General features: G+C 49.4%; 12 protein-coding genes and 1 tRNA gene. 6 read left to right on the top strand and 7 right to left on the bottom strand.

Features of this window, described 5'->3' with window-relative positions; translation table 11 throughout:
• Window positions 1–138: 138 nt before the first annotated feature.
• Complete coding sequence (gene glyS / locus C7I86_RS11805; RefSeq protein ID WP_010873446.1) at window positions 139–2,307, bottom strand: glycine--tRNA ligase subunit beta; 2,169 nt, start codon at window positions 2,305–2,307, stop codon at window positions 139–141.
• Window positions 2,308–2,548: 241 nt separating this feature from the next.
• Between glyS and C7I86_RS11800 the strand changes: the two genes are divergently transcribed.
• The 3 genes from C7I86_RS11800 to C7I86_RS11790 all read left to right on the top strand — a co-directional run bounded on the left by C7I86_RS11800 (window position 2,549) and on the right by C7I86_RS11790 (window position 5,840).
• A complete protein-coding gene (locus C7I86_RS11800; RefSeq protein ID WP_014407137.1) occupies window positions 2,549–3,646 on the top strand; it encodes a glucose-1-phosphate thymidylyltransferase in 1,098 nt (365 codons plus the stop codon).
• 257 nt (window positions 3,647–3,903) lie between these two features.
• Entirely contained in the window at window positions 3,904–4,599 is a 696-nt protein-coding gene (locus tag C7I86_RS11795) for an aldehyde oxygenase (deformylating) (protein ID WP_010873444.1), read from the top strand.
• 218 nt (window positions 4,600–4,817) lie between these two features.
• Window positions 4,818–5,840, top strand: coding sequence for a long-chain acyl-[acyl-carrier-protein] reductase (locus tag C7I86_RS11790; RefSeq protein WP_010873443.1), 1,023 nt, complete (start codon window positions 4,818–4,820; stop codon window positions 5,838–5,840).
• A gap of 258 nt (window positions 5,841–6,098) precedes the next feature.
• Here the strand turns inward: C7I86_RS11790 and C7I86_RS11785 are convergent, their stop codons facing one another.
• From C7I86_RS11785 to cobU, 3 genes are all read right to left on the bottom strand, one after another.
• Window positions 6,099–6,290, bottom strand: coding sequence for a hypothetical protein (locus C7I86_RS11785; RefSeq protein WP_010873442.1), 192 nt, complete (start codon window positions 6,288–6,290; stop codon window positions 6,099–6,101).
• A 238-nt stretch (window positions 6,291–6,528) separates the two neighbouring features.
• Window positions 6,529–6,951 carry a hypothetical protein gene (locus C7I86_RS11780; protein WP_010873441.1) on the bottom strand — a complete coding sequence of 141 codons (423 nt, stop codon included), beginning with the start codon at window positions 6,949–6,951 and terminating at the stop codon, window positions 6,529–6,531.
• Between the two features lie 127 nt (window positions 6,952–7,078).
• Complete coding sequence (gene cobU, locus C7I86_RS11775; RefSeq protein WP_010873440.1) at window positions 7,079–7,636, bottom strand: bifunctional adenosylcobinamide kinase/adenosylcobinamide-phosphate guanylyltransferase; 558 nt, start codon at window positions 7,634–7,636, stop codon at window positions 7,079–7,081.
• Window positions 7,637–7,750: 114 nt separating this feature from the next.
• On the opposite strand from cobU, the gene C7I86_RS11770 reads away from it, so the two are divergent.
• Window positions 7,751–8,731 (top strand): undecaprenyl-diphosphate phosphatase, encoded by a 981-nt coding sequence (locus C7I86_RS11770; protein WP_010873439.1) that lies wholly within the window; start codon window positions 7,751–7,753, stop codon window positions 8,729–8,731.
• Here C7I86_RS11770 and C7I86_RS11765 read toward each other — a convergent pair.
• Both C7I86_RS11765 and guaA read right to left on the bottom strand, forming a co-directional pair.
• Complete coding sequence (locus tag C7I86_RS11765; RefSeq protein ID WP_010873438.1) at window positions 8,708–9,982, bottom strand: DNA cytosine methyltransferase; 1,275 nt, start codon at window positions 9,980–9,982, stop codon at window positions 8,708–8,710. The genes C7I86_RS11770 and C7I86_RS11765 overlap by 24 nt on opposite strands.
• An 87-nt stretch (window positions 9,983–10,069) precedes the next feature.
• Window positions 10,070–11,698, bottom strand: a complete 1,629-nt coding sequence (guaA, locus tag C7I86_RS11760; RefSeq protein WP_010873437.1) for a glutamine-hydrolyzing GMP synthase — start codon at window positions 11,696–11,698, stop codon at window positions 10,070–10,072.
• A 225-nt stretch (window positions 11,699–11,923) separates the two neighbouring features.
• Here guaA and C7I86_RS11750 point away from each other — a divergent pair.
• Window positions 11,924–12,008: transfer RNA gene (locus C7I86_RS11750), tRNA-Ser, on the top strand.
• A gap of 226 nt (window positions 12,009–12,234) precedes the next feature.
• Entirely contained in the window at window positions 12,235–14,892 is a 2,658-nt protein-coding gene (locus C7I86_RS11745; protein ID WP_010873436.1) for a transglycosylase domain-containing protein, read from the top strand.
• Between the two features lie 65 nt (window positions 14,893–14,957).
• On the opposite strand, the gene sppA is transcribed toward C7I86_RS11745, so the two are convergent.
• Window positions 14,958–15,791, bottom strand: a complete 834-nt coding sequence (gene sppA / locus C7I86_RS11740; RefSeq protein WP_010873435.1) for a signal peptide peptidase SppA — start codon at window positions 15,789–15,791, stop codon at window positions 14,958–14,960.
• Window positions 15,792–15,848 lie beyond the last annotated feature (57 nt).

Here is a 15,848-nt window from a genome sequence, read left to right as displayed (position 1 = left end):
TGAACCTTATTGCTTAGAACGTGTTTAGCAGTTTTGTTCAGCCCCCTAAATCTCTTCACTAAAGCTCCGGCAATACTGGGGGACTTTCACTCAGTTTCCCCCCAAATTGGAGGCCAGGAGGACATTTAAAACAGGCTCTTAAATGCCTTTAACAATTGCCCCGAAGTCTCCGAGGATCAGAGCATAGTTGCGGATTAAACCGAGTAAATTAAGGCGATTTTGCCGTAATTCATCGTTTTCTGCCATCACCAATACGCTATCCGGCCCGTCGAAAAATTCCGCCACGGTGGGGGCAAGCTCGTGTAGTGCATTTACCAAGGTTTCATAGTCACGGCTTTCTTGTACTTCTACCGCTTTGGGATAAATGGCCAGCAATGCTTGGTAAACTGCTTTTTCTGAATCCTGGACTAGTTGGGGCGCTTGAATCACTGGACGGGGGTCTAATTGGTCCGTTGGCAAAGTGCCTTTACTAGCTAGCTTGGCAGAACGGTTCACAGTGGGATAAATTGCGTCTAAATGACCGTTATCTCGCAATTCTTGCAGATATTGAGCCCTTTCTTTGACATCCTGTAAATCTGCTAACAGGCGATCATGTAATCTACTTTGAGCCTCGTCGCAGTTTGTCTCCCCATTGCCCAATACGGCGTTGACTAGATCATAATCAATGCCCTGTTCGTCCTGAAGTAGGGTTTGTAATCTTTGCAGAAAAAACGTCTTTAACGCTTGCAGGGGAGAGGTTTTATCGGGGTGGGAAGTAACAAAATCCCGGCAGCCCTGGGTCAACAATTCCAGCAAATTAATTTCTAAACTCGCTGCCCAGGCTACATTAATCACCGCATTGGCGGCCCGCCGCAGGGCAAAGGGATCGGAAGATCCGGTAGGTAATAAACCCAACCCAAAAATACTCACCAGAGTATCCAGGCGATCGGCCATGCCCACCACTTGACCCGGTAAGCCTTGGGGTAAATCATCATCCTGGTGCCGGGGGAGGTAATGCTCCACAATGCCCTGGGCCACCGCTGCCGATTCACCACTAACGAGGGCATATTTTTCCCCCATAATGCCCTGTAGTTCGGGAAATTCATACACCATTTGGGTGACCAAATCCGCTTTACACAGCATGGCGGTACTATCGATTTCTCCCCGTTGTTGCTCTGTTACTCCCAACTGGTCGGCGATCGCCGCGGCCATTTCCATAATGCGGTCCACCTTGTCTCGCATGGTGCCCAACTCTTCTTGGAAGGTAACCGTTTCTAGTTGGGGCAGGTAACTATCGAGGCTATCGTCACAGTCGGCTTGATAGAAAAATTTGGCATCGGCTAAGCGGGCCCGAATGACCCGGCCATTTCCGGCGGCAATAATGTCTCCTTTGCTGGGATCACCGTTGGCAATGGTGATGAAATGGGGCAATAGCCTTCCATCTTTGTCCACCACGGGAAAATAGCGTTGATGGGTAACCATAACCGTGGTAGTCACTTCCCTGGGTAAGCTGAGGAATTCCTGATCAAACTTGCCCAATACCGCTGTGGGATATTCCACCAACTGTTCCACCTCATCAAGCAAATCCTCATAGATAATTGCTTCGCCTTCTAGGGTGGCCGCTTGGGTGGTGATTTGTTGTTCAATCATGGCCCGCCGTTCTTGGGGATCTACTACAACCCCGGCCGTTTTTAACTGGGCCAAATAATTCTGACCATGCTCTAAGCTGACGTCTGCTGGGTGCAAAATGCGGTGCCCCCGGGAAAGGCGATCGCCTACTAGGGTAGTGGAGCCATTGTCAATTTGTAGGGGTAAAACTTGGTCATCCAACAGACAAACTAACCAACGAATGGGGCGGGGAAAACGCCAATCCCCATCTCCCCAACGCATAAACCTTCGACCGTCCAAAGCCTTGAGCCAGCTTAGGGCCAGCTTGGGCAACAAATCCCGGCTAGCTTGGCCCTGTAATTGCTTATTGACAAAAATAAAGTCCCCTTTGGGGGTGGAGCGGATCTCAAAATCCTCCGGGTTGACCCCCTGTTTTTTGGCAAAGCCCAAGGCGGCCGGGGTGGGTTGCCCGTCTTTGAAAGCGGCACTGGCCGGAGGACCCTTAATTTCCTCCAGGCGATCGGGCTGGCATTCTGGTAAGCCTTTGATCAACACCGCCAAGCGCCGGGGCGTGCCGTAAATTTCCACCGACTCCGGTTGTAAAAACTCCGCCGCCAAACCTGGGGGAATTAACCCTTGCCACTGGGTGATCGCACTGCGAACAAAATCGGCGGGTAATTCTTCAGTTCCAATTTCAAATAGAAAGGTTTGCAGGGGCATAGGGCAAGGGAGCAATGGGTCGGTTAGGGAAGGCAAAAGCCACCACCAATAAACATATCAGGCAAGTTGAGATGGGGCATAGAGATTTTTGATGATGACACGAAATCAGTCAATTTACGGGCAGATGCTTACGCCATCATTTCTCGATTAGGTTTTAATGGTCAGTGTTGACCGATTCCTGCTTACTGATAACTGTTCACTGAACCCTAGACCCAACAACATAACCGCTATCAAGATTTTTATGAAGGCTCTCATTCTCTCCGGTGGCAAAGGAACTCGCTTGCGTCCCCTCACCTACACCGGGGCTAAGCAGTTGGTGCCTGTGGCTAACAAACCAATCCTCTGGTATGGCATTGAGGCGATCGCCAAAGCTGGCATTACCGACATTGGCATTATTATTAGCCCAGAAACGGGAGAGGAAATTAAAACTATCACCGGCAACGGAGAAAAGTTCGGTATCCAGATTACCTATATTTTGCAATCCGAACCATTGGGGTTGGCCCATGCAGTGAAAACGGCGGCAGACTTTCTCCAAGATTCCCCTTTTGTGATGTATTTAGGCGATAACCTAATTCAAGACCACCTAGAGCAATTCCTCGCCCATTTTCAGGCTAAATCCCTCGATTCCTTGATTCTACTGCGGCGAGTGTCCAATCCCAGCGCCTTTGGGGTGGCCACCGTTAATGACCAAGGCAAAGTTTTAGCCCTAGTGGAAAAACCAGAGCATCCCCCTTCCAACTTGGCCCTAGTGGGACTTTACTTTTTTGCCCCGACCATTCACCAGGCGATCGCCAACATTGAGCCCTCTGCCCGGGGAGAACTAGAAATCACCGATGCAATTCAATATCTGATCAGCCATGATTATCGGGTGGAATCCCTACAACTAAAAGGATGGTGGCTCGACACCGGTAAGAAAGACGACCTGCTGGCCGCCAATCAGATTATCCTCGATACCCTAGTGGAAAAAAACATCCAAGGCACCGTAGACGATCAAAGCAAAATCTCCGGTCGGGTAACCATTGGCCCCCACAGTCAAATTATCAACAGCGTCATCCGTGGCCCCGTGGCGATCGGCCCCAACTGTCATCTGGAAAACTGCTTCATCGGTCCCTATAGCAGTATTGCCGAGGGAGTTAAAATCAGGGATGCAGATCTTGAACATAGTGTCGTGCTCCAAGGAGCTAGCATTGTGGCCATCCAACAAAGAATTGTCGATAGTGTCATCGGCAAAAACGCCAAAATTTTTCCCGCTCCCCGCCGTCCCCAGGCTTTGCGCTTCCTGATTGGTAATGATTCCCAAGTGGAACTAATTGGACCCTCTTCCTATCCCCAGGACTAACCTCCCCCCCAGCAACTTAGACTAGTTTTGCTAGAATGGTGCCAACTCAAATCGCAGCAGATCTGGCCATGTAGATTACTAAATCAACTGGATAGGTGTTCCCTATGGTTAGACCGCTATGATCCTCCGGGATTTGCATTAATTTAGAGTCTGTATTATAAAGACAACCGGGGGTTAATTTCTTAACCTTTCTTTACTTTGATTCTCTGGTCTTCATCGACCTTTTAACCGTCCATCCACAGGAGTCCAACGCCCCTATGCCCGAGCTTGCTGTCCGCACCGAATTTGACTATTCCAGCGAAATTTACAAAGACGCCTATAGCCGCATCAACGCCATTGTCATTGAAGGCGAACAGGAAGCCTACAGCAACTACCTCCAGATGGCGGAACTCTTGCCGGAAGACAAAGAAGAGTTGACCCGCTTGGCCAAAATGGAAAACCGCCATAAAAAAGGTTTCCAAGCCTGTGGCAACAACCTCCAAGTGAACCCTGATATGCCCTATGCCCAGGAATTTTTCGCCGGTCTCCATGGCAATTTCCAGCACGCTTTTAGCGAAGGGAAAGTTGTTACCTGTTTATTGATCCAGGCTTTGATTATCGAAGCTTTTGCGATCGCCGCCTATAACATATATATCCCTGTGGCGGACGACTTTGCTCGGAAAATCACTGAGGGCGTAGTCAAGGACGAATACACCCACCTCAACTACGGGGAAGAATGGCTAAAGGCCAACTTTGCCACCGCTAAGGAAGAACTGGAGCAGGCCAACAAAGAAAACCTACCCTTAGTGTGGAAAATGCTCAACCAAGTGCAGGGGGACGCCAAGGTATTGGGCATGGAAAAAGAAGCCCTAGTGGAAGATTTTATGATCAGCTACGGCGAAGCCCTCAGTAACATCGGCTTCAGCACCAGGGAAATTATGCGTATGTCTTCCTACGGTTTGGCCGGAGTCTAGTCCCGGCTAGAAATATCTTCAACTATTTCATGAGCCCACAAATCCCAAGCTTCTTAGGATCTGTGGGTTTTTCCCTATTCTGGAGTGCTTTTAGGAAGCTGGCCCATGCCAACGGGAAGTTCGTCAAATTGTGCCATACTGTGTAAAGCTTTATGGCGATCGGAGTCGTTAACTGAGCGGAAAGCGATACCTTCCCCTATTTATTCTGACTATTATCAATGTTTGGTCTTATTGGTCATCTCACGAGTTTAGAACACGCCCAAGCGGTTGCTGAAGATTTAGGCTATCCTGAGTACGCCAACCAAGGCCTGGATTTTTGGTGTTCGGCTCCTCCCCAAGTGGTTGATAATTTTCAGGTGAAAAGTGTGACGGGGCAGGTGATTGAAGGCAAATATGTGGAGTCTTGCTTTTTGCCGGAAATGTTAACCCAACGGCGGATCAAAGCGGCCATTCGTAAAATCCTCAATGCTATGGCCCTGGCCCAAAAGGTGGGCTTGGATATTACGGCCCTGGGAGGCTTTTCTTCAATCGTATTTGAAGAATTTAACCTCAAGCAAAATAATCAAGTCCGCAATGTGGAACTAGATTTTCAGCGGTTCACCACTGGTAATACCCACACCGCTTATGTGATCTGCCGTCAGGTCGAGTCTGGAGCTAAACAGTTGGGTATTGATCTAAGTCAGGCAACGGTAGCGGTTTGTGGCGCCACGGGAGATATTGGTAGCGCCGTATGTCGTTGGTTAGATAGCAAACATCAAGTTAAGGAATTATTGCTAATTGCCCGTAACCGCCAAAGATTGGAAAATCTCCAAGAGGAATTGGGTCGGGGCAAAATTATGGATTTGGAAACAGCCCTGCCCCAGGCAGATATTATTGTTTGGGTGGCTAGTATGCCCAAGGGGGTAGAAATTGCGGGGGAAATGCTGAAAAAGCCCTGTTTGATTGTGGATGGGGGCTATCCCAAGAATTTAGACACCAGGGTGAAAGCGGATGGGGTGCATATTCTCAAGGGGGGGATTGTAGAACATTCCCTTGATATTACCTGGGAAATTATGAAGATTGTGGAGATGGATATTCCCTCCCGGCAAATGTTCGCCTGTTTTGCGGAGGCCATTTTGCTAGAGTTTGAGGGCTGGCGCACTAATTTTTCCTGGGGCCGCAACCAAATTTCCGTTAATAAAATGGAGGCGATTGGTGAAGCTTCTGTCAAGCATGGCTTTTGCCCTTTAGTAGCTCTTTAGGCCGACAGGATAGGGCGTGTGTGGAGCTGGTGAACAAGGTCTGAAACAGTGGCCAGTAGTCAATATTTCCCCGTGCTTTCCATAGAAGATATCTGCTTAATCTAAAATATTCCTGCCTTCCTAGAGACTTTATAAATGGGTGAATTCAGAGGATTCGTGCCTAAAACTGCTGGGCTAGCTCAAAGAGGGACTGTCTTAGGTAAACTTTTGAATCAAAGACTAATTTGACAACCAATTATCAAAGCTCAATGCTGCTGGTCAAAGAGTCTGGCTCAATTGAGATAAACAATGGCCCATGAGAAAATAAACCACCAATGTGGCGGCCGCCGCTGCTGCTACGAGAGTTCCGGCCAGCATCAAAGAAAATTCCTGCTCTTCGATCGCCTGTTGCATAAGGTGGAGGGACCAGGCCACCAAAGCCACATCAAAAATGAGAATGGGCACCAACATATGTAACAAAATGTAAACCTTTCCGTTACATTCTAATCTATTGGCCAGCCTTGGCAATCAAAAATCCGGTAATTTAACCTTTTCTACGGTTTTGAAGCAGTGCCCAGGCAGATTTTGCCTGTGATTCTCGGGCATCCATTCACTTTTGTCGATGCTGGAAAATTTCTAGCCCAGCCAGTGTCCCCCAGTCTACTCAAAGGCGATCGAACAGCAAACACATTGTCCATGTGAACATTGGTCAGTCTCCCTCCTCCTGTCGGATCAGCCGCTCCTGAACTTTTCTTAGGGTGCAAACTTGATTGGCCGGTAGGCGGGGCAATGGTAACTCCAAATTCGGCCAGGATTCCACCTCAACACAAGGACAAAGAGAATTGGGAATTTGACTGTGGGACAGGGGCACCGGCAACGCACAGCGGGCACAACTGATAATTTCCCAATCACCGCTAAGTAGGCTTTGGAGGGTTTGTTCCGTCCCTTCTAGATAACAATCTTCCCGACTAGTGAGGATGCGTTGCCAACAATCTTCGAAGGCTCGGGAGAATCGTTGGCCAGCAAAAATCGGACTGGGTAAAACGACCTCATTACTTTTGGGAAAGATTACTGCCCGGCCAAGCTGAAACCAGTGACCTAGATAATTTTTAACTTCAATGGCGTCTGCCATGGTGAATAATACTCCTGAAAAATCCAGAAGTTTCCTCCTGCTGTGCGGCTGGCCTCCATGTTAACGATTCCTGAGTGGGGACTGATATTTGTTTACAACAACTTAATGATTACTTCAGTTTTGCTCATCAATCCCTTGGTGGCGGTAGGGGTTCTCCCCATCGGCGCAAATCCACTGCATAACCGCCGGTCACGAGGTAAACTTGACCACAAAGTCCCCCCAGTTGACGAGTGAGGGCGCCCAAACGGTCCCGAAAAATGCGTCCTAAGGCATAGACTGGAATCACCCCCCACCCCGTTTCTTCGGCCACAAAGATAATAGTTATGGGAGTATTTTGCCCCTGTGTCGCAAAAGTGATCAATTCCCTTTGTTTAGTTTGCCATTGCTCTGGAGATAGCTCTAGGGTATTGGCTACCCACCCTCCCAGGGAGTCCACTAAGGCACAACTTCCCGCCGGTAGGGTTTCTAGAGTGTCAGTCAAATTCTGGTCTACGCATAACGTTTGCCAATGGGACGGACGGCGATCGCGATGTTGTTGAATGCGATTTTGCCAGTCTACGTCCGCGGCATTTTCCTTGCCAGTGGCAATGTAGATAACGGATGGATGGTTTTGCGCTGCAAGATGTTCGGCCCATTCACTTTTACCTGAACGACTGGGGCCGGTGACGAGGATAGGAAAAGCCATGGAGTTGCAACGGTGGGGCGATCACAATTCTAGGGGACAGTTTAAAAACGTTTCAAGAAATTGCTCTGCCACTATAGGCTAGGATCTTTGAGTCCCGATTATCATCGACAGTTAATGTCCCCCCGCCAATTAAATTTTCTCAGTGCCTTTAGTCTCAGTGTGGCGATCGCCGTTGTTTATCATCAAGCTTGGGGGATTGCAGTGGCCCAGCCCATCCTTCCCAGCGAGGCAGTGGAGACGGGGGTAATATCTAATGGCATATCCATTAATCTGTTCCAAGCCTTTGTGTTGGGCTTTATTCAGGGGGCAACGGAATTTCTACCCATTAGTAGTACAGCCCATTTAAAAGCAGTGCCCATGGCTTTAGGTTGGGGCGATCCAGGGGTGGCGTTCACCGCCGTTATTCAATTGGGTAGCATTGGAGCCGTATTTTGGTACTTCTGGGAAGATTTAACCGGCATTGCTAAGGGCATTATCAAAGCTGTGCAAACTCGCCAATACGATTCCCTCGAATTTAAATTAGGTCTGGGTATTGGTTTGGGCACCATTCCCATTGTTTTCTTTGGACTATTAATGAAACTGTTAGTGCAAGACTTGGACAATTCCTTCTTCCGCAGTTTGAGCACCATTGCGATCGCCTCCATTGTCATGGCCCTATTGCTAGCCCTGGCAGAAAAATTGGGCACCCATCGCCGTCCCTTTGAAAAATTACGCTGGCAGGATGGGTTAATTATGGGCACCGCCCAAGCCCTAGCCCTGATTCCCGGAGTATCCCGTTCCGGCTCGACCTTAACTGCTGGTTTATTTATCAATCTAGAGCGGGCCGCCGCTGCCCGTTTTTCTTTTCTGCTGGGCATCCCGGCCATTACTATCGCTGGTCTAGTGGAATTAAAGGGTCTACTGGACAAAAATCTCAGTAACGATGCAATCCTCCCCCTCATTGTTGGCACCATTTCCTCTGCTGTTTTTTCCTATCTGGCGATCGCCTGGCTGATCAAATTTTTGCAAAAACGTAGCACCTGGATTTTTGTTTGGTACCGTCTAATTTTTGGAGTGGTAATTCTAACTGCTTTAGGAATGGGATTTGGCACATAAATATCGACTAGCCTGGGGCAAATTGTAATGTAGTAATGTTCGGTCTTGGGGCTCCAGTTCATAAACCGGCAAATCCTCAACAGAACAATTCAATGCGGCCATAACCTGTTCTCCCAAAACCTTAGCCAGCAAAGGTACGACGGAGTTACCAATTTCCCGAAAGCCGTGCCAGATGGTGTTGTGGAACTGAAACCAATCCGGATAGGTATGGAGTCTGGCCGCTTCTCTCACAGTTATACATCTAGGTAAGGCGTAGTGTATTGGCCTAGGGGCGGTATAAGCACCCTTATCACTAGCAGTGCCGGCCCTCAGGGTATTACATAAACCAGTTTTTGATAGCCGCAGAAAGCGACTGGTTCTTTCCACCGTTCCAGGGACAGTATCCGCAAATCTTTTCATTGATTTTTCAGTATGTTGAGAACCAATATGGCCATAAACTAAATTATTAACTTGGCGCTTATGGCAGAGGGAAAATGCTCCATTTGCATGGATGGCATAACTTTTTCTCAGGGCTGAATAATCCAATAATTCTGATGGAATACCTTGGTCTTCTCCTACTGCATAGGGTGTATGGTCAACTAGATCATCAATGGCTTCTCCACAGGTAAATGGCGGTTTATAAGCTATGTTAGAAACTGATTTTTCAGAACAATTACTTTGTTTTAATTCAGCAACGTCAAAATAGAGTGGAAGGGGATAGGTGACAGGCTTGACATCTTTTCTGGAGCCGAGAATAATCAACCTTTTTCGTTTTTGGGGAGCACCATAGAGGGACGCATCTAGCACTAAAATTGGTTTTTCGATGTGGTAACCAATGGTTTCAAATTCCCTAACTAATTCCTCTAAAAATTTTTTATGTTGCCCCGATCGCATACCGGGAACATTTTCAAATAAAAAATATTTGGGTTTGAGATCCCGAATCATTCGCACATATTCAAACACCAAGGAGTTACGAGGATCATCCAACTGCCTTTTACCCATGAGGGAAAAGCCTTGACAGGGAGGGCCTCCAGCAATCAGGTCTATATCGCTTGAATAACCTTTATTATTTAACTTTCTTAGAATTTCGCCCGCACTTACCAGAGCAATATCCCGACAGATAGTAACACCATAGGGAAAATTATGATGATGGACCAAACAATGCACTGCATCAAATTCCACCGCGGCGGCAATATCAAATCCAGCGGCTTCTAAACCCAAGGACATGCCACCACAGCCCGCAAACAAGTCGATGGCAATGGGTCTGGCCATGGTTTTTCTGGTTTTCTTCTAGCGCTTAAATTTGACTTCGTTGCTTAAAAATTGGGGAATTTATTTATGTCTTCCCCATTGTTCTGATCATTCCCACTCGATAGTGCCAGGGGGCTTGGACGTGATGTCATAAACTACCCGGTTAACCCCCTTAACTTCGTTGACAATGCGGTTGGAAATGGCTTCGAGAATATCGTAGGGAACCCGGGCCCAATCGGCGGTCATACCGTCTTCACTGGTGATAAAGCGTAGAACAACGGGGTGAGCATAGGTGCGTTTGTCCCCCATTACCCCCACGCTGCGGATGGGTAACAGTACAGCAAAAGCTTGCCAATAGTCATGGTAAATACCCCGTTTGGAAATTTCGTCCCGCACAATGAAGTCCGCATCCCGCAAAATATTAAGCCGCTCTGAGGTAACTTCGCCAATGATACGAATGGCTAGGCCAGGGCCAGGGAAAGGATGACGACGGACAATTTCTTCTGGTAAACCAATGGAGCGACCTAATTTTCTTACTTCGTCTTTGAATAGTTTGCGGAGGGGTTCCACCAGTTTAAAGCGGAGATTTTTGGGTAAACCTCCGACGTTGTGGTGACTTTTAATTTTTACCGCCACCCGTTCGCCGGTTTTCGGGTCCACGTTACTATCAGCCGATTCGATTACGTCGGGATAAAGGGTTCCCTGGGCCAAGTAATCAAAGGGCCCAAGACGGTTGGACTCTTCTTCAAATACCTGGATAAATTCGTGCCCAATCAGCCGACGTTTTTCCTCTGGGTCCGTTACTCCTTCCAGTTGCTTGAGGAAACGGTCGCGGGCGTTGACGTATTGGACCGGGATATGAAACTGGTGATCAAATAGTTCCACTAACCTTTCCGGCTCCCCTTTACGCATGAAACCTTGGTCAATGAACATACAGGTGAGGTTATCCCCGATCGCCCGATGGAGCAGAAAAGCCAAAGTGGATGAGTCTACCCCACCGGAAAGGGCTAATAAAACTCGGCGATCACCTACTTGGGAACGGACTTCCCGAATGGATTCTTCAATGAAAGCGGCGGTGGTCCAAGTGGGTTCACAGTGGCAAATGTGATAGACAAAGTTGCGGATGAGGGCAATGCCCCCCACAGAATGCACCACTTCCGGGTGAAACTGTACCCCAAACAAAGCCTTTTGATGATCGGCGATCGCTGCACAGGGAGTATTGTCCGTGTGGGCGAGGATTTCAAAGCCCGTCGGCAGATCCACACAGGAATCCCCATGGCTCATCCACATGGTACTGTCGTTTTCTACATTGGTGAGCAAATCAGTGGGGTCGTCGATGTGCAGACTCGCTTTGCCATATTCCCCCCGCTTGGCCCGCTCCACCCGGCCGCCCAACTGTTTAACCATCAGTTGCATGCCATAGCAGACTCCCAACACAGGAACGCCTAACTGAAAAATTTCTGGGTCACACTCGGGAGCCCCCTGGTCGTAAACGGAATTGGGGCCACCGGAAAGGATAATGCCTTTGGGCTTAATTTCCCGCAACTGTTGCGCCGTGGTGCGGTAGGACAAAACTTCGGAATAAACTTCAGTTTCCCGGATGCGTCGGGCAATTAGTTCCGAATACTGGGAGCCAAAGTCTAAAATAACGATGATCTGCCCCTTGAGGCGATCGGATATGCGGTCCGGCAGAGCCTGGTCGCTTACAACGGGGGGAACGGGGATTTGGGTAGTCACGGCGATCGGCAGTCAGGAATTTATACTGGAGGTGAGGGCGAATCCCCAGGCACACCTCAGAGAGACTAGATTCGTGGTGTCGTTTCTGGGTCTAACTGACGGCAAGGCCATGGTCGTCAACAATCCCCGTATTCTACCCCAATACCTGAAGCCCAGAATAACCCACGGCAAATCTGCGCTAAGATGGGGGCGGAAAATTGCAGAAATCCTTCTCAAGAATTCCCTGGAGAGGTGGCAGAGCGGTTGAATGCGGCAGACTCGAAATCTGTTTTGGGGCAACTCAACGGGGGTTCGAATCCCCCCCTCTCCGTATCAGAATTAAACTGGAAAAGCTAACCGTTGATTCCATAGCTTAGTTAGGATTGGCCAGGACTGTTTCTCCAGTCCCTAATCTGCACTTTAGATTTGCCCTTACTGAAATTTTCCTTGACATAATGGTAGGAGATACATTAGGAAAGGGCTTGTCGGCGAAGCTATTTAGCTGTTAGGTTTGTCCTTTTTAACCAAATTCGGCCTTCCCGTGCCTATCCACCGCCGTGTTTAAATCCTTCTCCCGCAAACTTAAGCGCTCTACCGTCAACTTTCTCCACCAGTTAGCGAACACATTGGAAGTGGAGGAAGAGGTTAAATCTTCGGCGATCGAGGAAAAGACTCTCCCCGTTGCACAGGTTGCACAACATCTTGAGTCTGAAGCGCAAAATTCTGTCGATGGCGATGATGGGTTAATTTTCCCTGGGGATGGCGATGCCGCCGAACTGGAACCGGGTTATGGCAGGGGCAGGGAAATGGTTACAGCCATTAATATTCAAAACGTTCAACACCATAGCTCAGCCAATGGAGCAGCAGCAGCGGAGCAAAACAAAAGCAATGGTAATGGTAGTGAACCTGGGGCATCTACCGTCACTGCTGAGCAAGTTACGTCCGTTCCCCTATCCTCTGCCGACAATACATTGGAGAGGGGGAGCCGCCGCCGTCGCCGCCGCAAAAGGGGTAAACATAAACAGTCTGCGCCCAAAACGCCCCTTGCTTTGGTCACCGGACTAAAAAACGTTGGGCGATCGGTTTCCCAATTAACTCAACAGCCTCGATTTTGGTTGGTATTTGGTTTTGGCTTGGGGGCCGGCATGGGAACTTCCGCTTTGGCCTGGGGCTTTTACCAGTTGGAAACCATGACCCAGGTGGCGATCGCCGATGTGGTCACCTATGCCCCTAGGGGAACCATGACCATCAAGGCGGCCAATGGGGCCATTCTCCAGGAAATTGGTAATGTCAGCCACGATAAAGTCACCATGGGGGAAATTCCGCCCCTAGTGGAGCAGGCATTCGTTGCCAGTGAAGATAGTCGCTTCCGGGAACACCGGGGCATTGATCTCCAGGGCATTATGCGGGCGTCCCTGTCCAATGTGCAATCCGGGGGCGTAATGCAAGGAGGCAGTACCATTACCCAACAGTTAGCCCGCCTCGTGTTTCTTACCCAAGACCGCACCCTAGCCAGGAAATTGAAGGAGGTGCGATTGGCTCAAAAAATTGAGACTGCCTTACCCAAAGATCAAATTTTGGAACGCTATCTAAACTTGATCTATCTGGGCTCTGGGGCCTACGGGGTAGCAGATGCGGCCCATGCCTATTTCAGCAAGACTCCGGAAGAGTTGACCCTAGGGGAGGCGGCCACTTTAGCGGGAGTAGTACCAGCCCCCAGTGTTTATTCCCCCCGACAAAATTTGGAGCTAGCTACCCGTCGCCGTAATGAAGTGTTGAACCGCATGGCAGAAGTGGGTTTTATTACCCCCGCAGAGGCCCAGGCGGCGATCGCCGAACCCTTAGTAATCAACCCCAGTCCCCTGAAGCGCTTTAACCGGGAGGCGGAATTTTTTGCTGACTATATTTTGGATGAGTTGCGGGCCAAATTACCGGAAGAAGAACTGCAACAGGGGGGATTAACTGTGAACACTACCCTCAATCAACAATGGCAAGAGGAAGCCCAAACTGTTCTCAGCGATGCGGTGAAAAGATACGGCCGTTGGCAGCGGTTTTCTGAAGGGGCCATGGTGGCCATGGATCCCCGCACCGGGGCCATCAAAATGATGGTGGGTGGCAAAGACTACGATGCCAGTCAGTTTAACCGAGTGACCCAAGCCAAACGACAACCAGGATCAACTTTTAAACCCATTCTGTACGGAGCGGCGATCGCCTCCGGCATTTCCCCCAACAAAAGTTACCTTAATGTGCCCATTGACATTGGCGGCTACCAACCGGCCAACTATGGCGATCGCTATACTGGCGGCAACATGTCCCTGACGGATGCTCTCACCAGTTCTGTCAATGTGGTGGCGGTGCGCTTACTGCTGGATGTGGGCTGGAATCCAGTCATCAATTTGGCCCGACAAATGGGGATTACTTCCAAGCTGGAACCTACCTATTCCCTCGCTTTAGGCGCTTGGGAAATGACCCCGTTGGAAATGACCAGTGCCTACGGTACCTTTGCCAATAAGGGTACCCATGTGCAACCCTACGCCATCCAAAATGTGGTCAACGCTCAAGGGGAAGTGGTGTACAAGGCAGAACATAAACAAACCCAAGCCCTAGATCCCGAAAGCAATGCCATCCTCACTTCCATGATGCGTCGGGTCGTCACTTCCGGTACTGGTCGCCCCGCTCAATTAGGCGATCGCCAAGTAGCAGGAAAAACCGGTACATCGGATGAAGCAAAGGATCTTTGGTTTATTGGTTATATTCCCCAACTGGTCACCGGGGTGTGGTTAGGCAACGACAATAGTCGCCCCACCAATGGAGCCAGCACCACCGCCGCCATGGTTTGGGGACAATTTATGCGGGACGCCACCAAGGGGATGCCGGTGCAATCCTTCCCTGCCCTGCCCAAAAATCTCGACCAACGTAAACCCAGCATTAAAGCCGAACCCATTAAGCGTCGGGTCAAAACCCTTGCTCCTCCTAGCTCACCGGAAACAGACGGTCAGAACACCACTGAGCGACCCCGCCGTCATCGCCGTACCCAGACCGATGCCGCCCGCCCCAGTAATATCCAAACTGCTAGGACTAGTGCTCCAGCTTCTGCACCCTCAGCTCCCCCTAGGGCAGTCAGTGCTCCGGCCCCAGTTGCTGCTCCTGCAGCCGCCCCCGCCGATGCTAATGCCGGATTACCCGCTCCCCCTGCTGCCCGTAAATCTGAGTAACTAGCGACTAACTATATGGGCGTGGTTTAGTCACTCCGCAAAGTTGAGACATAAATTTACCCCATTCATCGATAAAGCCAGAGGGGTTGACCACTGGTGGAAAGCTCAAACTCGCACCATTTTAGGCTTTCCGTCAAACCAAGGTTATCGGCCATGGTCTGTAGTTGACTATCACCACCGGTGAGTCTTCTGACTAAAGGTTTGGGGTCTTCAATGGTATCCAGTTCTACTTTGTCTGGATCCAAGCCCGCCAAAGTAGCGGCCCATTGCCTTGCATCTTCCTCCGTGCCCAGGCGATCGACTAAACCCAATTCCAGAGCCTGTTGCCCGGTGAAAATTCTTCCGTCGGCAAATTCTTTGACTTTTTCCACTGCCAAATTGCGCCCCGCCGCCACCGTGGAGACAAATTGCCCGTAGCTGTCGTCAATCAAAGCCTGCAAAATAGACTGTTCCTCCGGCAGCAATTCCCGGTCAAAGGACAAAATGTCTTTGTAGGGCCCGGATTTAATCACTTTAAAAGAAACTCCCACTTTCTCTAGTAATCTTTCCAGGTTATTGCCCCGTAAAATTACGCCAATACTGCCGGTGATGGTGCCAGAGTTCGCCATGATGTGGGGACAACCCATGGCAATGTACACACCTCCAGAAGCAGAAATGTTACCAAAACTGGCCACAACTTTGATCTTTTCGCTTAATTGCTTCAATTTAGTGTAAATTTCCTGGGAATCCACCACTGTGCCCCCAGGGGAATCGATGCGGACCAATAGGGCGGGATATTTTTTTTCTTCCACCGTCTTTAGAGCCTTCAATACTGCTTTGCGGGTTCCACTGGCGATCGCCCCGGTCACTTCAATGCGGGCAATCTTTTTACGGGTGCTGGTTTTGAAGGGCCAAATCATAAATTTTACTAACAAAAAGGAATTACAAAACAATTAATCAATGGGGAACTATTCTAA

It is taken from the genome of Synechocystis sp. IPPAS B-1465 (assembly GCF_003015225.1).
Classification (GTDB): Bacteria; Cyanobacteriota; Cyanobacteriia; order Cyanobacteriales; family Microcystaceae; genus Synechocystis.
Note: the sequence above shows the minus strand (reverse complement) of the source record. Positions and strands in the feature narration are given on the sequence as shown.